Here is a 16853-nt window from a genome sequence, read left to right as displayed (position 1 = left end):
GGCATGAAGCTCGATCAGGTCGCCAAGAGCCTTCTGCTGAAAGAGTTCGTGTCGGGGATGGTCCTCGGCATGCGCTACTTCTTCAAGCCGAAGGCCACGATCAACTACCCCTTCGAGATGGGCCATCGCGGCCCGCGCTTCCGGGGTGAGCATGCCCTGCGCCGCTATCCCAACGGCGAGGAGCGCTGCATCGCCTGCAAGCTCTGCGAGGCGATCTGCCCGGCGCAGGCCATCACCATCGAGGCGGGCCCCCGCCGGAATGACGGCACCCGCCGCACGACGCGCTACGACATCGACATGGTGAAGTGCATCTATTGCGGCATGTGCCAGGAGGCCTGCCCGGTGGATGCGATCGTCGAGGGGCCGAATTTCGAGTTCTCGGTCGAGACCCGTGAGGAACTGCTCTACGACAAGCAGAAGCTCCTGCTGAACGGTGACCGTTGGGAACGCGAGATCGCCCGCAACATCGCGATGGACGCACCGTATCGCTGACGCATCGTCCCGAAAGGCGGCCACCTGCTTTCGGAAGAAGGCGGCGCGTTGCAAGGGGATGGCGCATCGTCCCGGTCCCGTTGTCCATGACGATGCGCGAGACATGACGGAGGCGCTGTTGTGCCCCCGCCGACCGGGTTCTATAGACGGGCCGCCCGCTGCGGACCGTTTCAACGCACGGCAGAAGGGGCCGCTCCGGCGGCCGATCCCGATCAGCGCATGACCGCAGCAGCCGCCTTCTTCTACCTGTTCGCGAGCGTCACGGTCGCGTCGGGCTTCATGGTGATCGCCTCGCGCAATCCCGTAGCCTCGGTGCTGTTCCTGATCCTCGCCTTCGTGAACGCCGCCGGGCTGTTCGTCCTGATGGGCGCCGAGTTCCTCGCGATGATCCTCGTGGTCGTCTACGTGGGCGCGGTGGCGGTGCTGTTCCTGTTCGTGGTGATGATGCTCGACGTCGATTTCGCCGAGCTGCGCCAGGGCTTCCAGCAATACCTGCCGATCGGCGGCCTGATCGGGGCGATCTTCCTCGTGGAGCTGTTGCTGGTGGTGGGCTCCTGGAGCATCGATCCGGGCCTCGTCCAGGCGCCCCTCGGCAACGTCGCGTCGGCCGAGAACCTCACCAACGCCCAGGCGCTCGGCCGGGTGCTGTACACCGACTACGCCTACTTCTTTCAGCTCGCCGGCCTGATCCTGCTGGTGGCGATGATCGGCGCCATCGTGCTGACGCTCCGCGACCGGCCGGGCGTGAAGCGCCAGGACATCGCGGTCCAGAACGCCCGCACCCAGGCCATGGCGGTGGAGACCCGCAAGGTCCCGTCGCGCCAGGGTGTCGAGGTCTGATGTCCGCCGGAGGTTTCGAACGATGATCGGCCTGAGCCACTACCTCACCGTCGCGGCGATCCTGTTCACGCTCGGCGTGCTCGGCATCTTCATCAACCGCAAGAACATCATCGTCATCCTGATGTCGATCGAGCTGATCCTGCTCTCGGTCAACATCAACCTCGTCGCCTTCTCGACGCAGCTCAACGACATCACCGGACAGGTCTTCGCCCTGTTCGTGCTGACCGTGGCGGCCGCCGAATCGGCGATCGGCCTCGCCATCCTCGTGGTGTTCTTCCGCAACCGCGGGTCGATCGCGGTGGAAGACGTCAGCATGATGAAGGGCTAGGGCCTTCTTCTTCGCGCGCCCCGAGTGACATCCGGACGCCGCCGCCCCGCGGTCGGCCCGGAGGACGGACTGCAAGAGAGCGATGTATCACGCGATCGTCTTCTTCCCGCTCATCGGCTTCCTGATCGCCGGCCTGTTCGGCCGGTACATCGGGGCGCGGGCCTGTGAGTACATCACCACGTCCTTCCTCGCCTTCACGGCGCTGATCGCCTGGGGCGTGTTCATCGACGGCGGTCCGGCCGAGCGCGTGCAGGTCGCCTCCTGGTTCGCGGCCGGCGACCTCCAGGTCGACTGGGCCTTCAAGGTCGACACCCTGACGCGGGTGATGCTGGTGGTGGTCACCACCGTCTCGACCCTCGTGCATCTCTACTCCGTGGGCTACATGGAGGAGGACCCGCACCGGCCGCGCTTCTTCGCCTACCTGTCGCTGTTCACCTTCGCCATGCTGATGCTGGTGACGGCCGACAACCTCGTGCAGATGTTCTTCGGCTGGGAGGGCGTGGGCCTGGCCTCCTACCTGCTGATCGGCTTCTGGTACGAGAAGCCCTCGGCCAACGCCGCCGCCATGAAGGCGTTCATCGTCAACCGCGTCGGCGATTTCGGCTTCTCGCTGGGCATCTTCCTGACCTTCGTCCTCACCGGCTCGGTGGCGTTCGACGCGATCTTCGACAAGGTCGACGCGATCAAGACGCTCTCCTTCCACTTCCTCGGCTACGACTGGAACGCCCTGACGCTCGCCTGCCTGCTCCTGTTCATGGGCGCCATGGGCAAGTCGGCGCAGTTCCTGCTCCACACGTGGCTGCCCGACGCCATGGAGGGCCCGACCCCGGTCTCGGCGCTGATCCATGCCGCCACCATGGTCACCGCCGGCGTCTTCATGGTCGCCCGCCTGTCGCCGCTCTTCGAGGAAGCGCCGAACGCGCTCATCGTCGTGACGGTGATCGGCGGCATCACGGCGTTCTTCGCGGCGACGATCGGCCTCGTGCAGAACGACATCAAGCGGGTGATCGCCTACTCGACCTGCTCGCAGCTCGGCTACATGTTCGTGGCGCTCGGCGTCGGCGCCTATTCGGCCGGCGTGTTCCACCTGTTCACCCACGCCTTCTTCAAGGCGCTGCTGTTCCTCGGGGCCGGCTCGGTCATCCACGCGATGCACCACGAGCAGGACATGCGGAACATGGGCGGCCTGCGCCGTTACATCCCCTATACCAGCGCCATGATGGCGATCGGCTCCCTCGCGCTGATCGGCTTCCCCTACACGGCCGGCTACTACTCGAAGGACGCGATCATCGAGGCCGCCTACGCCTCGACCCGGCCGGGCCACACGCTCGCCTTCCTGTGCGTCGTGGTGGCGGCGTTCTTCACCTCGTTCTACTCCTGGCGCCTGTTCTTCATGACATTCGAGGGACCGGCCCGCTGGGGTGCGCATGCCGCGCACGACCATCACGACGCTCCCGCGGTGGCGCATTCCACCCTGGCGCACGAGGCCGACGGCCTGCCCGGTCACACCGAGGGCGCGGCCCACGACGACCACGGCCACGACATCGAGCCGGCCCACAGGAGCGACCTCGTCGCCGACGACCATCACGGGCACGGCCACCACGGTGACCACACGCCCCACGAGAGCCCGCTGGTGATGACGATCCCGCTGGCGATCCTCGCCTTCGGCGCGCTGTTCGCCGGGATCATCTTCCACGACCGCTTCATCGGCGAGGGGATGGACGCGTTCTGGGGCCACGCCCTGGCGCATGGGCCGAACAACCACATCATGCACGAGATCCACGAGGTCCCGGCGCTGGTCTCCTACTCCCCGTTGATCATGCTGATCCTCGGCTTCGTCCTGGCCTACTGGATGTACATCCGCCGGCCGGAGCTGCCCGGCGAGCTCGCCGCGCAGCAGCCGTCGCTGTACCGGTTCCTGCTCAACAAGTGGTACTTCGACGAGATCTACGACCGGATCTTCGTCCGCCCGGCCAAGGATTTCGGCCTGTTCCTCTGGAAGCAGGGCGACGGTCGGATCATCGACGGCCTCGGGCCGAACGGCATCGCGGCGCGCGTCGTGGACGTGACCCGCGGCGTGGTCCGGCTCCAGACCGGCTACGTCTACCACTACGCCTTCGTGATGCTCATCGGCGTCGCCGGCCTGATCAGCTGGTACCTGATGTCCGGCCTGCCCAAGGGGGCTCACTGACATGCTCGGCCTCGGCATCCTCTCCGGCCTGCTGATCGTCCCGCTCTGCGGCGCGGCCTTCATCCTGACGCTGAACGGCGACGAGGAATCGGTCGCGCGCAACAGCCGCTGGGCCGCCCTCGCGACGACAATCGTCACCTTCCTGCTCTCCCTGGTGGCCTGGAACCGCTACGACGCCGCCTCGTCGAGCTTCCAGCTGGTGGAGAGCCACGCGTGGCTCACCGAGACGATCCGGTTCAAGCTCGGCGTCGACGGCTTCTCGATGCCGCTGATCCTGCTGACCACCTTCCTGATGCCGTTCTGCATCGGCGCGTCGTGGCACTCGATCCACTTCCGGGTGAAGGAGTATTTCGTCGCCTTCCTCGTCCTCGAGACGACGATGATCGGCGTGTTCGCCTCTCTCGACCTGCTGCTGTTCTACCTGTTCTTCGAGGCCGGCCTGATCCCGATGTTCCTGATCATCGGCATCTGGGGCGGCGCGCGCCGGATCTACGCGAGCTTCAAGTTCTTCCTCTACACCCTGCTCGGCTCGGTGCTGATGCTGCTGGCCGTGATGGCGATGTACTGGCAGGCCGGCACCACCGACATCCCGACCCTGCTGCAGTACCGCTTCCCGGTGCAGATGCAGACATGGCTGTGGCTCGCCTTCTTCGCCTCCTTCGCGGTGAAGATGCCGATGTGGCCGGTCCATACCTGGCTGCCCGACGCCCACGTGGAGGCGCCCACGGCCGGCTCAGTGATCCTGGCCGGCATCCTCCTGAAGATGGGCGGCTACGGCTTCATCCGGATCTCCCTCCCGATGCTGCCGGTGGCGAGCCACGACTTCGCGCCCTTCGTCTTCGCCCTGTCGGTGATCGCGATCATCTTCACGTCGCTCACCGCGATGATGCAGACCGACATCAAGAAGCTGATCGCCTACTCGTCGGTGGCCCATATGGGCTTCGTGACGCTCGGCCTGTTCACCCTGAACGAGCAGGGCATCCAGGGCGCGCTGTTCCTGATGATCTCGCACGGCATCGTGTCGGGGGCGCTCTTCCTCTGCGTCGGCGTGGTCTACGACCGGATGCACACCCGCGAGATCGCCGCCTATGGCGGCCTCGTGAAGCGGATGCCGCTCTACGCGGTGGCCATGCTGATCTTCACCATGGCCAATGTCGGCCTGCCCGGCACCTCCGGCTTCGTGGGCGAGTTCCTGGCGATGCTCGGCGCCTTCAAGGCGAACCCGAATGTGGCCTTCTTCTCGACCTTCGGCATCATCCTGTCGGCAGCCTATGCCCTGTGGCTCTACGCCCGGGTGGTCTACGGCAAGCTGGAGAAGCCCAACCTCCAGGGCATCCTGGATCTGGATACCCGCGAAAAGATCATCCTGGCGCCGCTGGTGGTGCTGACGATCTACTATGGGGTGCACCCGGCTCCCGTGCTCGACGTGTTCGCGCCCTCCACGGATGCGCTGATGGCGAGCATGAAGGCCGCCCTCTCGAACACCCAGACGGCCGCCGCGGCGCTGCCGATCCCGCGCTGAGGCGGACACCATGACAACCGTCCACTCCGTCCTGCCCTCCCTGGCGCCGCTCCTGCCCGAGCTGATCCTCGGCGTCGGCGTCATGGTCCTGATCCTCTACGGCGCCTGGCGCGGCGAACGCTCCGCCGAGACCGTGAGCATCGGCGCCCTGGTCCTGCTCCTCGTCGCCCTGTCGGTGGTGATCTCCCAGCCGGCCCAAGGTCGGGTGACCACCCTGTCGGGCGCGTTCGTGTCGGATGCCTTCTCCAAGGTGATGAAGTCCCTGGTGCTGCTCGGCTCCTCGGCGACGATCCTGCTGGCGCACGACTTCTTCAAGCGCGAGCGCATCGACCGGTTCGAGTTCCCCGTGCTGATCGTGCTCTGCACCATCGGCATGATGGTGATGGTCTCGGCCAACGACCTGATCGCGCTGTATCTCGGCCTCGAGCTTCAGTCGCTCGCCGCATACGTGATCGCCGCCTTCCACCGGGACGACGTCAAGTCCACCGAGGCCGGCCTCAAGTACTTCGTGCTCGGCGCGCTCTCCTCCGGCATGCTGCTCTACGGCGCCTCGCTGGTCTACGGCTTCACCGGCACCGTCTCGTTCCCCGGCATCGTCTCGGCGCTCACCGAGAATGCCGGCTTCGGCATCGTGCTCGGTATCGTGTTCCTGGCGGCCGGCGTGTGCTTCAAGCTGGCGGCCGTGCCGTTCCACATGTGGACGCCCGACGTCTACGAGGGCTCGCCGACCCCGGTGACGGCCTTCTTCGCCTCGGCGCCCAAGATGGCCGCCGTGGCGATGACCGTGCGGGTCTTCATCGGCGCCATGCCGGACGTGACGGCGATCTGGCAGCAGATCTTCATCTTCGTCTCGATCGCGTCGATGGCGCTCGGCTCCTTCGCGGCCATCGGCCAGACGTCGATCAAGCGCCTGATGGCCTACTCGTCGATCGCCAATATCGGCTACGCGCTGATCGGGCTGGCCTCCGGCTCGGAGGAGGGGATCAGCGGGCTCGTCATCTACATGATCATCTACCTCGCGATGACCCTCGGCACCTTCGCGATCATCCTGTCGCTCCGGCGCAGGGAGGTGATGTTCGAGAAGATCGACGATCTGTCCGGTCTGTCGCGGACGCATCCGTGGCTGGCCTTCTGCCTCGCCGCGATGATGTTCTCGCTGGCCGGCATCCCGCCGCTGGCCGGGTTCTTCGCGAAGTTCTACGTCTTCGCCGCCGCGATCAAGGCGGGCCTGGTCACTCTGGCGGTGATCGGCGTCGTCACCAGCGTCGTCGGCGCCTACTACTACCTGCGGCTGGTCAAGATCATGTATTTCGACGAGCCCCGGGAGCCCTACGAGACGATGGCGCCGGGCCTGCGCGTGGTGCTCGCCCTCTCGAGCGTCGTGGTGGTGCTGTTCTTCCTCCTGCCCGGGCCGCTGGTCGGCGCCGCAGGCCGGGCCGCCCGGTCTCTGTTCTAGGACGGCCTTGCCCTACCGACTGGGGTCCGCGGCGCGCGCCGAGGGCCATCGCCTGCATGTCCACGAGACCCTCGGCTCCACCAACACGGAGGCGATGGCTCAGGCGCGCGCGGGCGAGACCGGCCCCCTCTGGGTGGTGACCCACCGTCAGGAGGCGGGCCGCGGCCGGCGCGGCAACAGCTGGGCCTCGCTGCCGGGCAACCTCGCGGCGAGCGTGCTGTGGCCCATCGCCGGGGTTGCGCCAGACCACCTCGCCGAACTCGGCTTCGTGGCCGGCCTCGCGCTGATCGAGGCGCTGGAGGCGACCTGCGGCACCCTGCCGGATACCGGATCCGGCAGCGCCGCCCGATCTCTGCAGCTCAAGTGGCCGAACGACGTCCTGCTCGGCGGCGCTAAGCTCGCCGGCCTGCTTCTGGAGGCCGAGACGCTGCCGGGCGGCCGGCGCGCCGCGGTGATCGGCTTCGGCGTCAACGTCGCGGCGGCCCCGGACGGGCTCGCCGCAATGAGCTTGGCGGCGGCGGGTTACGCCGGGGGCGCCGAGGCGCTACTGGAACATCTCTCGGACCGGATGGCCGCGCAGGCGCGCGCCTGGGACCGGGGACGGAATTTCGCTGACCTGCGCGCGGCTTGGCTCGCGCGGGCCGCGGGTCTCGGAACCGAGATCGCGGTGCGCAGCGGCGGGCACATCCTGCGGGGCGTGTTCGAGACGATCGACGAGGGGGGGCGGCTCGTGATCCTCGCCCCCGATGGGAATCGGCATACCGTGACGGCGGGCGAGGTGCATTTCGGAACGGCCGCGACGGCGGCCTGAGTTTGGACGACGACAGATGGCAATGGGACAGGAGGAGCTGGTCTTCCTGCCGCTCGGCGGCGTGGGCGAGATCGGAATGAATGCGGCGCTCTACGGGTTCGGCCCGGAGAAGAGCCGGAAATGGATCATGGTCGATTGCGGCATGGGCTTCGCAGGCGAAGAGCAGATGCCGGGGGTGGACCTGATGTTCCCCGACCTCTCCTTCATCGAGGAGCGGCGCAAGGATCTGCTGGGGATCTTCATCACCCACGCGCACGAGGACCATATCGGGGCGATCTCGGAGCTGTGGCCCCGGCTCAAGGTCCCGGTCTACGCGACCCGTTTCGCCAAGAACCTGCTGGAGACCCGGCGCCTCTCCGAGCCCGGCGCCCCGAAGGTCGAGCTGCGTGAGGTCAAGCCCGGCCGGCGTGTGACCGTCGGACCGTTCGAGCTCGAGTATGTGCCGGTCTCGCACTCGATCCCGGAATCGAACGCCATCGCGATCCGCACCGCCGCGGGCCTCGTGCTCCACACCGGCGACTGGAAGATCGACCCGACCCCGGTGGCCGGCTCGGTCACCTCGCCGGAGGCGTTCACGGCGCTCGGCGACGAGGGTATCCTCGCCATCGTCTGCGACTCGACCAACGTCGTGCGCGAGGGCTTCTCGCCCAGCGAGAAGACCGTGGCCGAGACCCTCAAGACGCTGATCGCGGACGCCCCCCACCGGGTCGCGGTGACCACCTTCGCGTCGAACGTCGCCCGCATCCGCGCGGTCGCCGAAGCCGCCGTCGCCTGCGGCCGCGAGGTCATCGCAGTCGGCCGCGCCATGGACCGGGTGATCGATGTGGCCCGCGAATGCGGCTACCTCGACGGCCTGCCGGAATTCCGCCGCGCCGATTCCTGGAAGAGTCTGCCGCGGGAGCGGGTCGTGGCCCTGCTCACCGGATCGCAGGGCGAGCCGCGGGCCGCGTTGGCCCGGGTCTCCCGCCGGGACCATCCGGATATCAGCCTCACCGCCGGTGACCAGGTGATCTTCTCCTCGCGCGCCATTCCCGGCAACGAGCGCGATGTCGGGTCGATCATCAACGACCTGATCGAGCAGGGCGTCGAGGTGATCACCGACCGCACCGACCTCGTCCACGTCTCCGGCCACCCGCGCCGGGACGAGATGGTCGAGATGTACAAGTGGACCCGTCCCGGCACGGCGATCCCGGTCCACGGCGAGGCCCTGCACCTCGACGAGCATGCCCGCTTCGCCCGGGCGCAGGGCGTGCAGAACGTGGTCAAGGCCCGCAACGGCAGCCTGATCCGCCTGAGCCCCGGCACGCCGGCGGTGGTCGACCACGTGAAGGCCGGCCGGCTGTTCAAGGACGGCGACGTCTTGATCGACGAGAAGGACCGGGCGATCCCGGAACGGCGCAAGCTCATGCAGGCCGGCCTGGTCTCGGTGGCGATCGCCATCGACGAGGACGGCGTGGTTCTCGGCGAGCCGGCGGTGGACATCATCGGCCTGCCGAACCGCGGCCGGTCCGGCGAGCCGTTGATCGAAACGGTCGTGGATGCGGTCTCCCGCACCCTGTCGGGGATGTCGCGGGGCAAGCTGAAGGACTCGGAGAGCGTCGAGAAGACGGTCGACCGGGCGGTGCGCACCGCGGTCAACGAGGTCTGGGGCAAGAAGCCCGCCTGCCACGTGCAGGTGGTCGAAGTTTAAGTTACGACAACAGACGAACGGACCACGGCAGGTCCGGTCCAGACCCTCATCCTGAGACCCCTGCACAGGGGGTCTCAGGGGCGCCCTCCAGCGGGACGCGCGATCCTTGGCGCGATCCTCGGGGCCTTTCTCGGGGCGTTCCTTGGCGGGCGCCTTCGCGGCGGCCCGCGCAGGCCCCGAGGATGAGGGTGCGCCTGGAAGCAGCGGCCTGCCGATCGGCACGCGAACGGGGAGGAAGCAACATGATCGGCCGTCTCAATCACGTGGCCATCGCCGTACAGGATCTCGACGCCGCCTGCGCGGTCTATCGCGACACGCTCGGCGCCACGATCACCCCGCCGCTCCCGCAGCCGGAGCACGGTGTCACGGTCGTGTTCGTCGAGTTGCCGAACAGCAAGATCGAGCTGATGTCCCCCCTCGGGGAGGGCTCGCCGATCGAAGCCTTCGTGGCCCGCAACCCGGGCGGCGGCATCCACCACGTCTGCTATGAGGTCGACGACATCCTGGCCGCCCGCGACAAGCTCAAGGCCCAGGGCGCCCGGGTCCTCGGCACCGGCGAGCCGCGGATCGGAGCCCACGGCAAGCCGGTCCTGTTCCTTCACCCCAAGGACTTCCTGGGAACCCTGGTCGAGCTGGAGCAGGTGTGAGCCGGATGATGCACAGCCTGGCCCGCTCGACGCCGGTGACCCTGGCGGTGATCACCGTGCTGATCGCCGCCTTCGTGGCCGCGGCGGTGAGCCTGTTCAAGCTGACGGTGGGCGGCGCGATCGCCCTTTACTTCGTGGTCTGGTGGACGCTGCTCTTCGCGGTCCTGCCCCTGCGCAACCAGCCCGAGACGCGGCCCACCCACGTGGTCCCAGGCCAGGATCCCGGCGCTCCGGCGGCGCCGCGGCTGCGCGAGAAGGCCATCTGGACGACGCTGGTCGCAGGGGCCGCCTTCCTGATCGCCCTGGCGGTGTTCCCCCTGGCCGGGCTGTAGGACGGCTCAGAGCCGGGGTTTCTCTGAGCTCGCCGTAAGACAGGCCATGCCCGGGCTCACGTCTCCGGGCGATGCGTGCGGGACGTCATCGGAGGGATAGGCCCGCCGCACGCAGCGGTCTGACGGCGACCATTTGTCTCCCGGGGATCGAAGGGTCGGGACCCGCCCGGCTCTCGGTGCTGAACGGGTCGCCTCCGGCGGCCTTCAGCGCTGTCCCTCGACAAGCGCCCGGTGGACGGGGCAACGCAGCCCGCCGCCAAGAATAAAAAAAGCAAGGCCCGAGGCCTTGCTTTCAAGCTTCAATGGCTCGACCTTTGAATATCCCACGCATTGGCTGCGGAGCGGTCGCTTTTCCTCCCGAGACTCGGACCTTGCGCCACCTCTTCCGGGCGTCGCAAACATCGCCGGACGCTTATAGGAACAACAATTCGTGTTGTCACCGGGTCTGCGAGAAAAATCTGCGCTTTCTTGCCGGCAAATGGGCATACCGCTTTCCGCCTAGGCAGCGGCCCAACCGCGGCCGGGCCGCCGCCTCCGGTTCGCCGCGATTACGCCCCGCCGTGGTCGCGCAGTGCTTGTAATTTGCGTCTCCGGCGTGTTGTGTGCCGGCGCGCCGCGGCTCCTCCCGGCCGATCCTCTTCCAAGACTCTGACGACATGCGTCTCTCCCGCTATTTCATGCCGACCTTGCGCGAGACGCCCAAGGAAGCCGAGATCGTCTCGCATCGGCTGATGCTGCGCGCCGGCCTGGTGCGTCAGGAGTCGGCCGGCATCTACGCGTGGCTGCCGCTCGGCCTGCGGGTGCTGGAGCGGGTCTGCGCGGTGATCCGGCGGGAGCAGGACCGTTCCGGCGCCATCGAGATCCTGATGCCGACGGTGCAATCCGCCGAGCTGTGGCGGGAATCCGGCCGCTACGACGCCTACGGCAAGGAGATGCTGCGCCTGAAGGACCGGCACGAGCGCGAGATGCTCTACGGCCCCACCGCCGAGGAGATGGTCACCGAGATCTTCCGGGCGAGCGTGCGCTCGTACAAGGACCTGCCCAAGAACCTCTACCAGATCTCGTGGAAGTTCCGCGACGAGGTGCGGCCGCGCTTCGGCACGATGCGCTCCCGCGAGTTCCTGATGAAGGACGCCTACTCGTTCGATTTCGACCAGGCCGGCGCCCGCCACGCATACAACCGGATGTTCGTCGCCTACCTGCGCACCTTCGCCGGGCTCGGCCTCAAGGCGATCCCGATGCGCGCCGATACCGGCCCCATCGGCGGCGACCTGTCCCACGAATTCATCATCCTGGCCAAGACCGGCGAGAGCGAGGTCTTCTGCGACAAGGCCTATCTCGACTTCGACATTCCGCCGGAGACCGTGGATTTCGACGACGTCGCCGCCCTCCAGGGCATCGTCGATGCCTGGACCTCGCACTACGCGGCCACCGAGGAGATGCACGAGCCGGAGGCCTTTGCGGAGGTTGCGGAGGACAGCCGCCTCGCGGCACGCGGCATCGAGGTCGGGCACATCTTCTATTTCGGCACCAAGTATTCCGAGCCGATGGGCGCCAAGGTCGCCGGGCCGGACGGGATCGAGCGGCCGGTCCATATGGGCTCCTACGGCATCGGTCCGAGCCGGCTGGTGGCGGCGATCATCGAGGCGAGCCACGACGAGGCCGGCATCATCTGGCCGGATTCGGTCGCGCCGTTCGACGTGGCCCTGATCAATCTGAAGGTCGGCGATGCCGGCACCGATGCCGCCTGCGCGCAGATCCAGTCGGATCTCGAGACCGCCGGCCTGTCGGTGCTCTACGACGACCGCGACGAGCGCCCCGGCGCCAAGTTTGCCACCGCGGACCTGATCGGCCTGCCCTGGCAGGTGATCGTCGGGCCGAAGGGCTTGGCGGAGGGCAAGGTCGAGCTGAAGCGGCGTGCCGGGGGCGAGCGCGAGAGCCTCGCCATCGTCGATCTGCTGGCACGCATCCGGCGCGTCTGAGGCGTGCCGATGGCGGCATCAGCGGCGCTGGACCGGGTCAGGACCTTCGCGGCGTCGTTCCGTGCGGGCACCACTGCCCCGTTCGCGCCGTTCGAGTGGATCCTCGCCGGCCGCTACCTGCGCGCCCGCCGACGGGGCGGCGGCGTCTCGGTGGTGGCGTTCTTCTCGGTGCTGGGCATCGCGCTGGGTGTCGCCACGCTGATCATCGTCCTGTCGGTGATGAACGGCTTCCGGGCGGAGCTGCTCTCGAAGATCGTGGGCATCAACGGTCACCTGTTCGCCACCCCGATCGACCGGCCGTTCAACGATTGGACCGACCTGTCGGAGCGCCTGTCGAAGGTCGCGGGCGTGCGCGCCGCGGTGCCGCTGGTGGAGGGCCAGGCCTTCGCGTCGTCGCAATATGGCGGCTCCGGCGTGATCATCCGCGGCGTGCGGGCCGCCGACCTCGACGCCCTGGCGGCGGTATCCTCGGCGATCCGCGGGGGCACCCTGGAGGGCTTCGACGACGGCACGGGCGTGCTGATCGGCCGGCGGCTCGCCGACACCCTCGGCCTGCAGGCCGGAGATACGATCACGCTGGTGACGCCCAAGGGCTCGTCGACGCCCTTCGGAACGGCGCCCCGGACCAAGAGCTACACGGTCAAGGCGGTGTTCGAGGTCGGCATGACCGAGTTCGACCAGACCTTCGTGTTCATGCCCCTGGCCGAGGCGCAGGCGTTCTTCAACAGGGACGGCGACGTCAGCATGATCGAGATCTATGTCGACGATCCCGATCATGTCGGCGACATGCGCGAGCCCCTGGAGATGGCGGCCGAGCGCCCGATCCTGCTCACCGACTGGCGCCAGCGCAACCGGACCTTCTTCGGGGCCCTGGAGGTGGAGCGGAACGTGATGTTCCTGATCCTCAGCCTGATCGTCGTGGTGGCGACGCTCAACATCGTCTCCGGCCTGATCCTGCTGGTGCGCGACAAGTCGAGCGACATCGCGATCCTGCGGACCATGGGGGCGACGCCCGGCACGATCATGCGGGTGTTCCTCATCAACGGCGCCCTGATCGGCGTCGTCGGAACGCTGAGCGGGCTGGCGCTGGGCGTCCTGATCACCCTGAACATCAAGCCGATCCAGCACGTGCTGTTTCCCGGCGCCTGGGATCCGACCGTGCGATTCCTCGCCGAGATCCCGGCCCAGATGAATCCGAAGGAGATCACCGCCGTGGTGATCACGTCCCTGCTGCTGTCGCTCGCGGCGACGCTGTATCCCTCCTGGCGCGCCGCCCGGCTCGATCCGGTGCAGGCCCTCCGCTACGGCTGACGGGCCGCATCCGATGAGTGAGTCGAGCCAGACAACCGGCGACCAGCCGGTCCCGGCCCTGTTCTTTTCCCGCGTCGAGCGGCGCTATCCCCAGGCCGAAGGTGCCCTGGAGATCCTGCGCGGGGCTGACCTCGCGATCTGGCCGGGGGAACTGGTGGCGCTGGTGGCGCCGTCGGGCGCCGGCAAATCGACCCTGCTGCATCTGGCCGGCCTTCTGGAGCGGCCGGATGGGGGCGAGATCTTTATCGGCGGCCATCCCACCGCGGCGATGGCCGATGCCGAGCGCACCCGTCTGCGGCGCGAGGAGATGGGCTTCGTCTACCAGTTCCATCATCTCCTGCCGGAATTCTCCGCCCTGGAGAACGTGGTGATGCCGCAGCTCATCCGCGGTCTGAAGGGTCCGGAGGCGAAGGCCCGCGCCACGGAACTCCTGAGCTTCCTGGGCCTCAAGGAACGGCTCCCGCACCGCCCGGCCGAGCTGTCGGGCGGCGAGCAGCAGCGCGTCGCCATCGCGCGGGCGGTGGCCAACGGCCCGCGCCTCCTGCTGGCCGACGAGCCCACCGGCAATCTCGACCCCGGGACGGCGGGCCACGTCTTCTCGGTCCTGATGGCGCTGGTCCGCGCCTCGGGCCTCGCCGCTCTGGTCGCAACCCACAACCTCGAGCTGGCCGCCCGGATGGACCGGCGGGTGACCATCCGCGACGGGCTGATCACGCAGCTCGACTGAGTCCGGCGACGCGTCCGCACGGACCGTCCCGTGTGTCCGCGGATCGGCGCGCGCGGCGCCGCGCGCATCGACGCGGACGGGCTCGGCTCAAGATCGCTCCCGGTCAAGGCGGCGGCGGCGGACTTCGTGCGCCCGGACGTCACCCCCCACGCGCCATACGGGCGGTCCTTCAACCCTGCGGTTCGCCCAACCCGCGCCGTCGGCGACGCCCATGCCTGGCTTCACGCGTCCATAAATGCACACGATTTTTAATCCGTCCCGTCGCGTGCGGCGAGTCACGTCGCGGAAGACACCGGCTCCCTATCTTATCATCACGCTAGATAAAACAGAGCCGAACAACCGGCCTGTACTGCGTGATCTCTGGAGCCCTGCCATGAAGACCCGTATCGCCGCCGCCGTCACTGCTCTTGTTCTTGGTGTCGCTCCGATCTCGTCCGCTCTGGCGGAGAACGGCGCGCGCTGGACCGGCTTCGCTCCCTACGAGGTTGAGACGACCGGCTCCCTCGGCCTCGGTGTCCACGACAATCCCAACTACGTGGGCTGCCCGATGAGCTCGGCCGCCGAAGGCAACGCCGATCAGCAGACCCGGCCGGTGAAGCAGTACGGCCAGACCGCCGGCGGTTACCGCTGCTGATCCGACGCGAGGACAGATGAAGCTGAAGGCTCTCTCCTACGTCATGATCGGTGCCTTCGTGAGCGGCCTGCTCATGACGCTCGTCGGCTCGGCCACGACTCTGCTCGGCCAGTAAGCAGACGGCGCCGCCCCCCCCCCCGGGGCGGCGCCGCTCGCGTTCGGGCCGCCCCGCGCGACCGGTGCGGTCAGGGAGCGACGGAGGGGCCGGAACCGGCCTCGGTCGGCATCAGTCTCTCGACGTAGTCGCAGGCGTCGATGATGGCGTCGGAGCTCCCCGCCATCCGTGCCCGGGCCGCCGCGCAGGCCAGCGCCACGACGGGATCGGCGAGCAGCCGGCCCAGCACCCGCGCCGCCCGTGCGGGACGGAAGGCGCGGCGGCTCAGGGTGGCGCCGAGATCGCGGTCCTTCAGCCGCCGCCCCTCGTCGAAATGGTCGAAAGCCACGGGCACCACGAGCTGCGGGATCCCCGCGGCCAAAGCCTGCGCCACCGTGCCGACGCCCCCGTGATGGACCAGGGCCGCGCTGCGCGGCAACAGGGCGCTCAGGGGCGCGTAGGGCAGGTGGATGATCCCGGCCGGAAGCGGCTTCGGGATCTGGCCGCCCTGGGGAGCGAGCAGGACGCCGCGCCGGTTCATCCGCCGGCACAGCCGCACCGCGGTGGCAAAGAAGCCGGCCCCCTGGCGCATGGCCGAGCCGTAGGTGAACACGATCGGCGGGTCGCCCGCCGCGAGGAACGCCTCCAGCTCCGGCGGCATGGCCGCCACGTCGCCGAACCGGTCGACCAGCGGGAAGCCGAGCTGCACCGCCTGACCCGGCCAGTCGGCCTGCGGCTCCGCGTACCAGTCGGGGAACATGAGGAGCATGCCGGTCGGGCTGTTCCACCAGTGACGCAGCCGGTAGACCGGATCGAGGCCGAGGCGGGCCCGCAGGGCGTTGAGCGGCGGCAGCGTGAACGGGCCGACCGCCACCTTGTCGACGCCGAGATTCACGTAGGCCCGCAGGGAGGCCGGCAGGACGCGCGGCAGCGGCAGGCCCGGCAGACGCGGCGGATCGTACCGGCTCTCGATCAGGAACGGCATGACGTGCAGCGTCGCGGTCGGGAGATCATACAGATCCTGCGCGAGCCGGGCGCCCCAACCCAGCGGCGAGGCGACCACCCGCAGGTCGATCCCCCGGGCGCGGGTCGCACCGAGCCACAGGCAGGCCGGCTCGGCCACCTGCAGGGCGTAATCGAACATCGGGCGGAAGCCCTGCTGCGGGTGCCACAGATCCGGCTGGCGGATCACCGCCTCGTAATCCGCGACCGTACCCAGGGGCTGGAAGGCGAGTCCGGCCCGGCGGGCCATCGCCTCGAAGGGCGCCGGGGCCGCCAGCGAGACGCCGTGACCGCGCTTCAGGAGTTCGTGACCCAGCGCGATGAACGGCAGCACGTCACCGTGCGTGCCGACGGCCACGAGGGCGACGTCGAACCGTTCGACCGTCCGGTGCGCGGGAATGGCTTACTCCTTCGAACCCCCCAAGCGGTGACGAGCTCGTCTCGAAGGCGGGGCATGCCAGCCCGCCTGATCCGCATCAAGACACTTTTTACTGTACCGATAAGCGGGCGCCGGTTTGTGGCCCGAACGCCCTTCCATTGGAACAAAACATGAACATACTAGGGCCGGAACACGGGAGGCAGGTCGATGCTGAAGCGGTTGGTCCTGACCGGGATGGTCGAGTTCATGGCGTTCGGGCTGTTGTTCGCGGCGGTCGGCGCCTGGGCGATAGCCTTGGCACCGGTTCGTTAGCCGGATTTTTCCAAGGCGCCCCCGGTTCCTGCGATGGGCGGGTTATGCACAGGCGATCCGCCCGGCGCGGCCGATAATCCACAGGCCTGGCCCGAACTGGTGC

General features: G+C 68.2%; 15 protein-coding genes. 14 read left to right on the top strand and 1 reads right to left on the bottom strand.

The genetic code is table 11. The annotated features are described in order from the left end of the window. The first annotated feature begins 3 nt into the window (after positions 1-3). From nuoI to ABIC70_RS06880, 14 genes are all read left to right on the top strand, one after another. Positions 4-492, top strand: coding sequence for an NADH-quinone oxidoreductase subunit NuoI (nuoI, locus tag ABIC70_RS06945; protein ID WP_043354217.1), 489 nt, complete (start codon positions 4-6; stop codon positions 490-492). A 219-nt stretch (positions 493-711) separates the two neighbouring features. Further along, positions 712-1332 (top strand): NADH-quinone oxidoreductase subunit J, encoded by a 621-nt coding sequence (locus ABIC70_RS06940; RefSeq protein WP_043354219.1) that lies wholly within the window; start codon positions 712-714, stop codon positions 1330-1332. A 22-nt stretch (positions 1333-1354) separates the two neighbouring features. Next, positions 1355-1660: an NADH-quinone oxidoreductase subunit NuoK gene (gene nuoK, locus ABIC70_RS06935; RefSeq protein ID WP_043351891.1), complete on the top strand. Its 306-nt coding sequence runs from the start codon at positions 1355-1357 to the stop codon at positions 1658-1660. 82 nt (positions 1661-1742) lie between these two features. Further along, a complete protein-coding gene (gene nuoL / locus ABIC70_RS06930) occupies positions 1743-3851 on the top strand; it encodes an NADH-quinone oxidoreductase subunit L (protein ID WP_043381907.1) in 2109 nt (702 codons plus the stop codon). A 1-nt stretch (position 3852) separates the two neighbouring features. Next, positions 3853-5373, top strand: a complete 1521-nt coding sequence (locus tag ABIC70_RS06925; RefSeq protein WP_043354224.1) for an NADH-quinone oxidoreductase subunit M — start codon at positions 3853-3855, stop codon at positions 5371-5373. A gap of 10 nt (positions 5374-5383) precedes the next feature. After that, entirely contained in the window at positions 5384-6829 is a 1446-nt protein-coding gene (gene nuoN / locus ABIC70_RS06920; RefSeq protein WP_043354226.1) for an NADH-quinone oxidoreductase subunit NuoN, read from the top strand. 7 nt (positions 6830-6836) lie between these two features. Then, positions 6837-7640: a biotin--[acetyl-CoA-carboxylase] ligase gene (locus ABIC70_RS06915; RefSeq protein ID WP_043354228.1), complete on the top strand. Its 804-nt coding sequence runs from the start codon at positions 6837-6839 to the stop codon at positions 7638-7640. Positions 7641-7656: 16 nt separating this feature from the next. Further along, on the top strand, positions 7657-9330 hold the full coding sequence (locus ABIC70_RS06910; protein WP_354439245.1) for a ribonuclease J: 1674 nt from the start codon (positions 7657-7659) through the stop codon (positions 9328-9330). 242 nt (positions 9331-9572) lie between these two features. Next, positions 9573-9977, top strand: a complete 405-nt coding sequence (gene mce, locus ABIC70_RS06905; protein WP_043381911.1) for a methylmalonyl-CoA epimerase — start codon at positions 9573-9575, stop codon at positions 9975-9977. Positions 9978-9982: 5 nt separating this feature from the next. Beyond that, complete coding sequence (locus ABIC70_RS06900; RefSeq protein ID WP_043381913.1) at positions 9983-10309, top strand: DUF1467 family protein; 327 nt, start codon at positions 9983-9985, stop codon at positions 10307-10309. Positions 10310-10965: 656 nt separating this feature from the next. Continuing rightward, on the top strand, positions 10966-12291 hold the full coding sequence (gene proS, locus ABIC70_RS06895; RefSeq protein WP_043381915.1) for a proline--tRNA ligase: 1326 nt from the start codon (positions 10966-10968) through the stop codon (positions 12289-12291). A 9-nt stretch (positions 12292-12300) separates the two neighbouring features. Next, the gene (locus ABIC70_RS06890; protein ID WP_043381918.1) at positions 12301-13602 is read left to right on the top strand and encodes a lipoprotein-releasing ABC transporter permease subunit; all 1302 of its coding nucleotides are present in this window, start codon (positions 12301-12303) and stop codon (positions 13600-13602) included. A 13-nt stretch (positions 13603-13615) separates the two neighbouring features. Beyond that, on the top strand, positions 13616-14329 hold the full coding sequence (locus tag ABIC70_RS06885) for an ABC transporter ATP-binding protein (protein ID WP_043354253.1): 714 nt from the start codon (positions 13616-13618) through the stop codon (positions 14327-14329). A 373-nt stretch (positions 14330-14702) separates the two neighbouring features. Next, positions 14703-14963 carry a hypothetical protein gene (locus ABIC70_RS06880; RefSeq protein WP_179696585.1) on the top strand — a complete coding sequence of 87 codons (261 nt, stop codon included), beginning with the start codon at positions 14703-14705 and terminating at the stop codon, positions 14961-14963. A gap of 185 nt (positions 14964-15148) precedes the next feature. Here the strand turns inward: ABIC70_RS06880 and ABIC70_RS06875 are convergent, their stop codons facing one another. Then, the gene (locus tag ABIC70_RS06875) at positions 15149-16417 is read right to left on the bottom strand and encodes a glycosyltransferase (RefSeq protein WP_354439244.1); all 1269 of its coding nucleotides are present in this window, start codon (positions 16415-16417) and stop codon (positions 15149-15151) included. Between the last annotated feature and the right edge of the window lie 436 nt (positions 16418-16853).

It is taken from the genome of Methylobacterium sp. 1973 (assembly GCF_040545035.1).
Taxonomy (GTDB): Bacteria; Pseudomonadota; Alphaproteobacteria; order Rhizobiales; family Beijerinckiaceae; genus Methylobacterium; species Methylobacterium fujisawaense.
This window is presented reverse-complemented; position numbering and strand designations above follow the sequence as displayed.

What these genes read in the sequence shown, in the direction of transcription:
- nuoI (WP_043354217.1), top strand. Translation starts at nt 4, where the DNA reads ATGAAGCTCGATCAGGTCGCCAAGAGCCTTCTGCTGAAAGAGTTCGTG.
- ABIC70_RS06940 (WP_043354219.1), top strand. Translation starts at nt 712, where the DNA reads ATGACCGCAGCAGCCGCCTTCTTCTACCTGTTCGCGAGCGTCACGGTC.
- nuoK (WP_043351891.1), top strand. Translation starts at nt 1,355, where the DNA reads ATGATCGGCCTGAGCCACTACCTCACCGTCGCGGCGATCCTGTTCACG.
- nuoL (WP_043381907.1), top strand. Translation starts at nt 1,743, where the DNA reads ATGTATCACGCGATCGTCTTCTTCCCGCTCATCGGCTTCCTGATCGCC.
- ABIC70_RS06925 (WP_043354224.1), top strand. Translation starts at nt 3,853, where the DNA reads ATGCTCGGCCTCGGCATCCTCTCCGGCCTGCTGATCGTCCCGCTCTGC.
- nuoN (WP_043354226.1), top strand. Translation starts at nt 5,384, where the DNA reads ATGACAACCGTCCACTCCGTCCTGCCCTCCCTGGCGCCGCTCCTGCCC.
- ABIC70_RS06910 (WP_354439245.1), top strand. Translation starts at nt 7,657, where the DNA reads ATGGCAATGGGACAGGAGGAGCTGGTCTTCCTGCCGCTCGGCGGCGTG.
- mce (WP_043381911.1), top strand. Translation starts at nt 9,573, where the DNA reads ATGATCGGCCGTCTCAATCACGTGGCCATCGCCGTACAGGATCTCGAC.
- ABIC70_RS06900 (WP_043381913.1), top strand. Translation starts at nt 9,983, where the DNA reads ATGATGCACAGCCTGGCCCGCTCGACGCCGGTGACCCTGGCGGTGATC.
- proS (WP_043381915.1), top strand. Translation starts at nt 10,966, where the DNA reads ATGCGTCTCTCCCGCTATTTCATGCCGACCTTGCGCGAGACGCCCAAG.
- ABIC70_RS06890 (WP_043381918.1), top strand. Translation starts at nt 12,301, where the DNA reads ATGGCGGCATCAGCGGCGCTGGACCGGGTCAGGACCTTCGCGGCGTCG.
- ABIC70_RS06885 (WP_043354253.1), top strand. Translation starts at nt 13,616, where the DNA reads ATGAGTGAGTCGAGCCAGACAACCGGCGACCAGCCGGTCCCGGCCCTG.
- ABIC70_RS06880 (WP_179696585.1), top strand. Translation starts at nt 14,703, where the DNA reads ATGAAGACCCGTATCGCCGCCGCCGTCACTGCTCTTGTTCTTGGTGTC.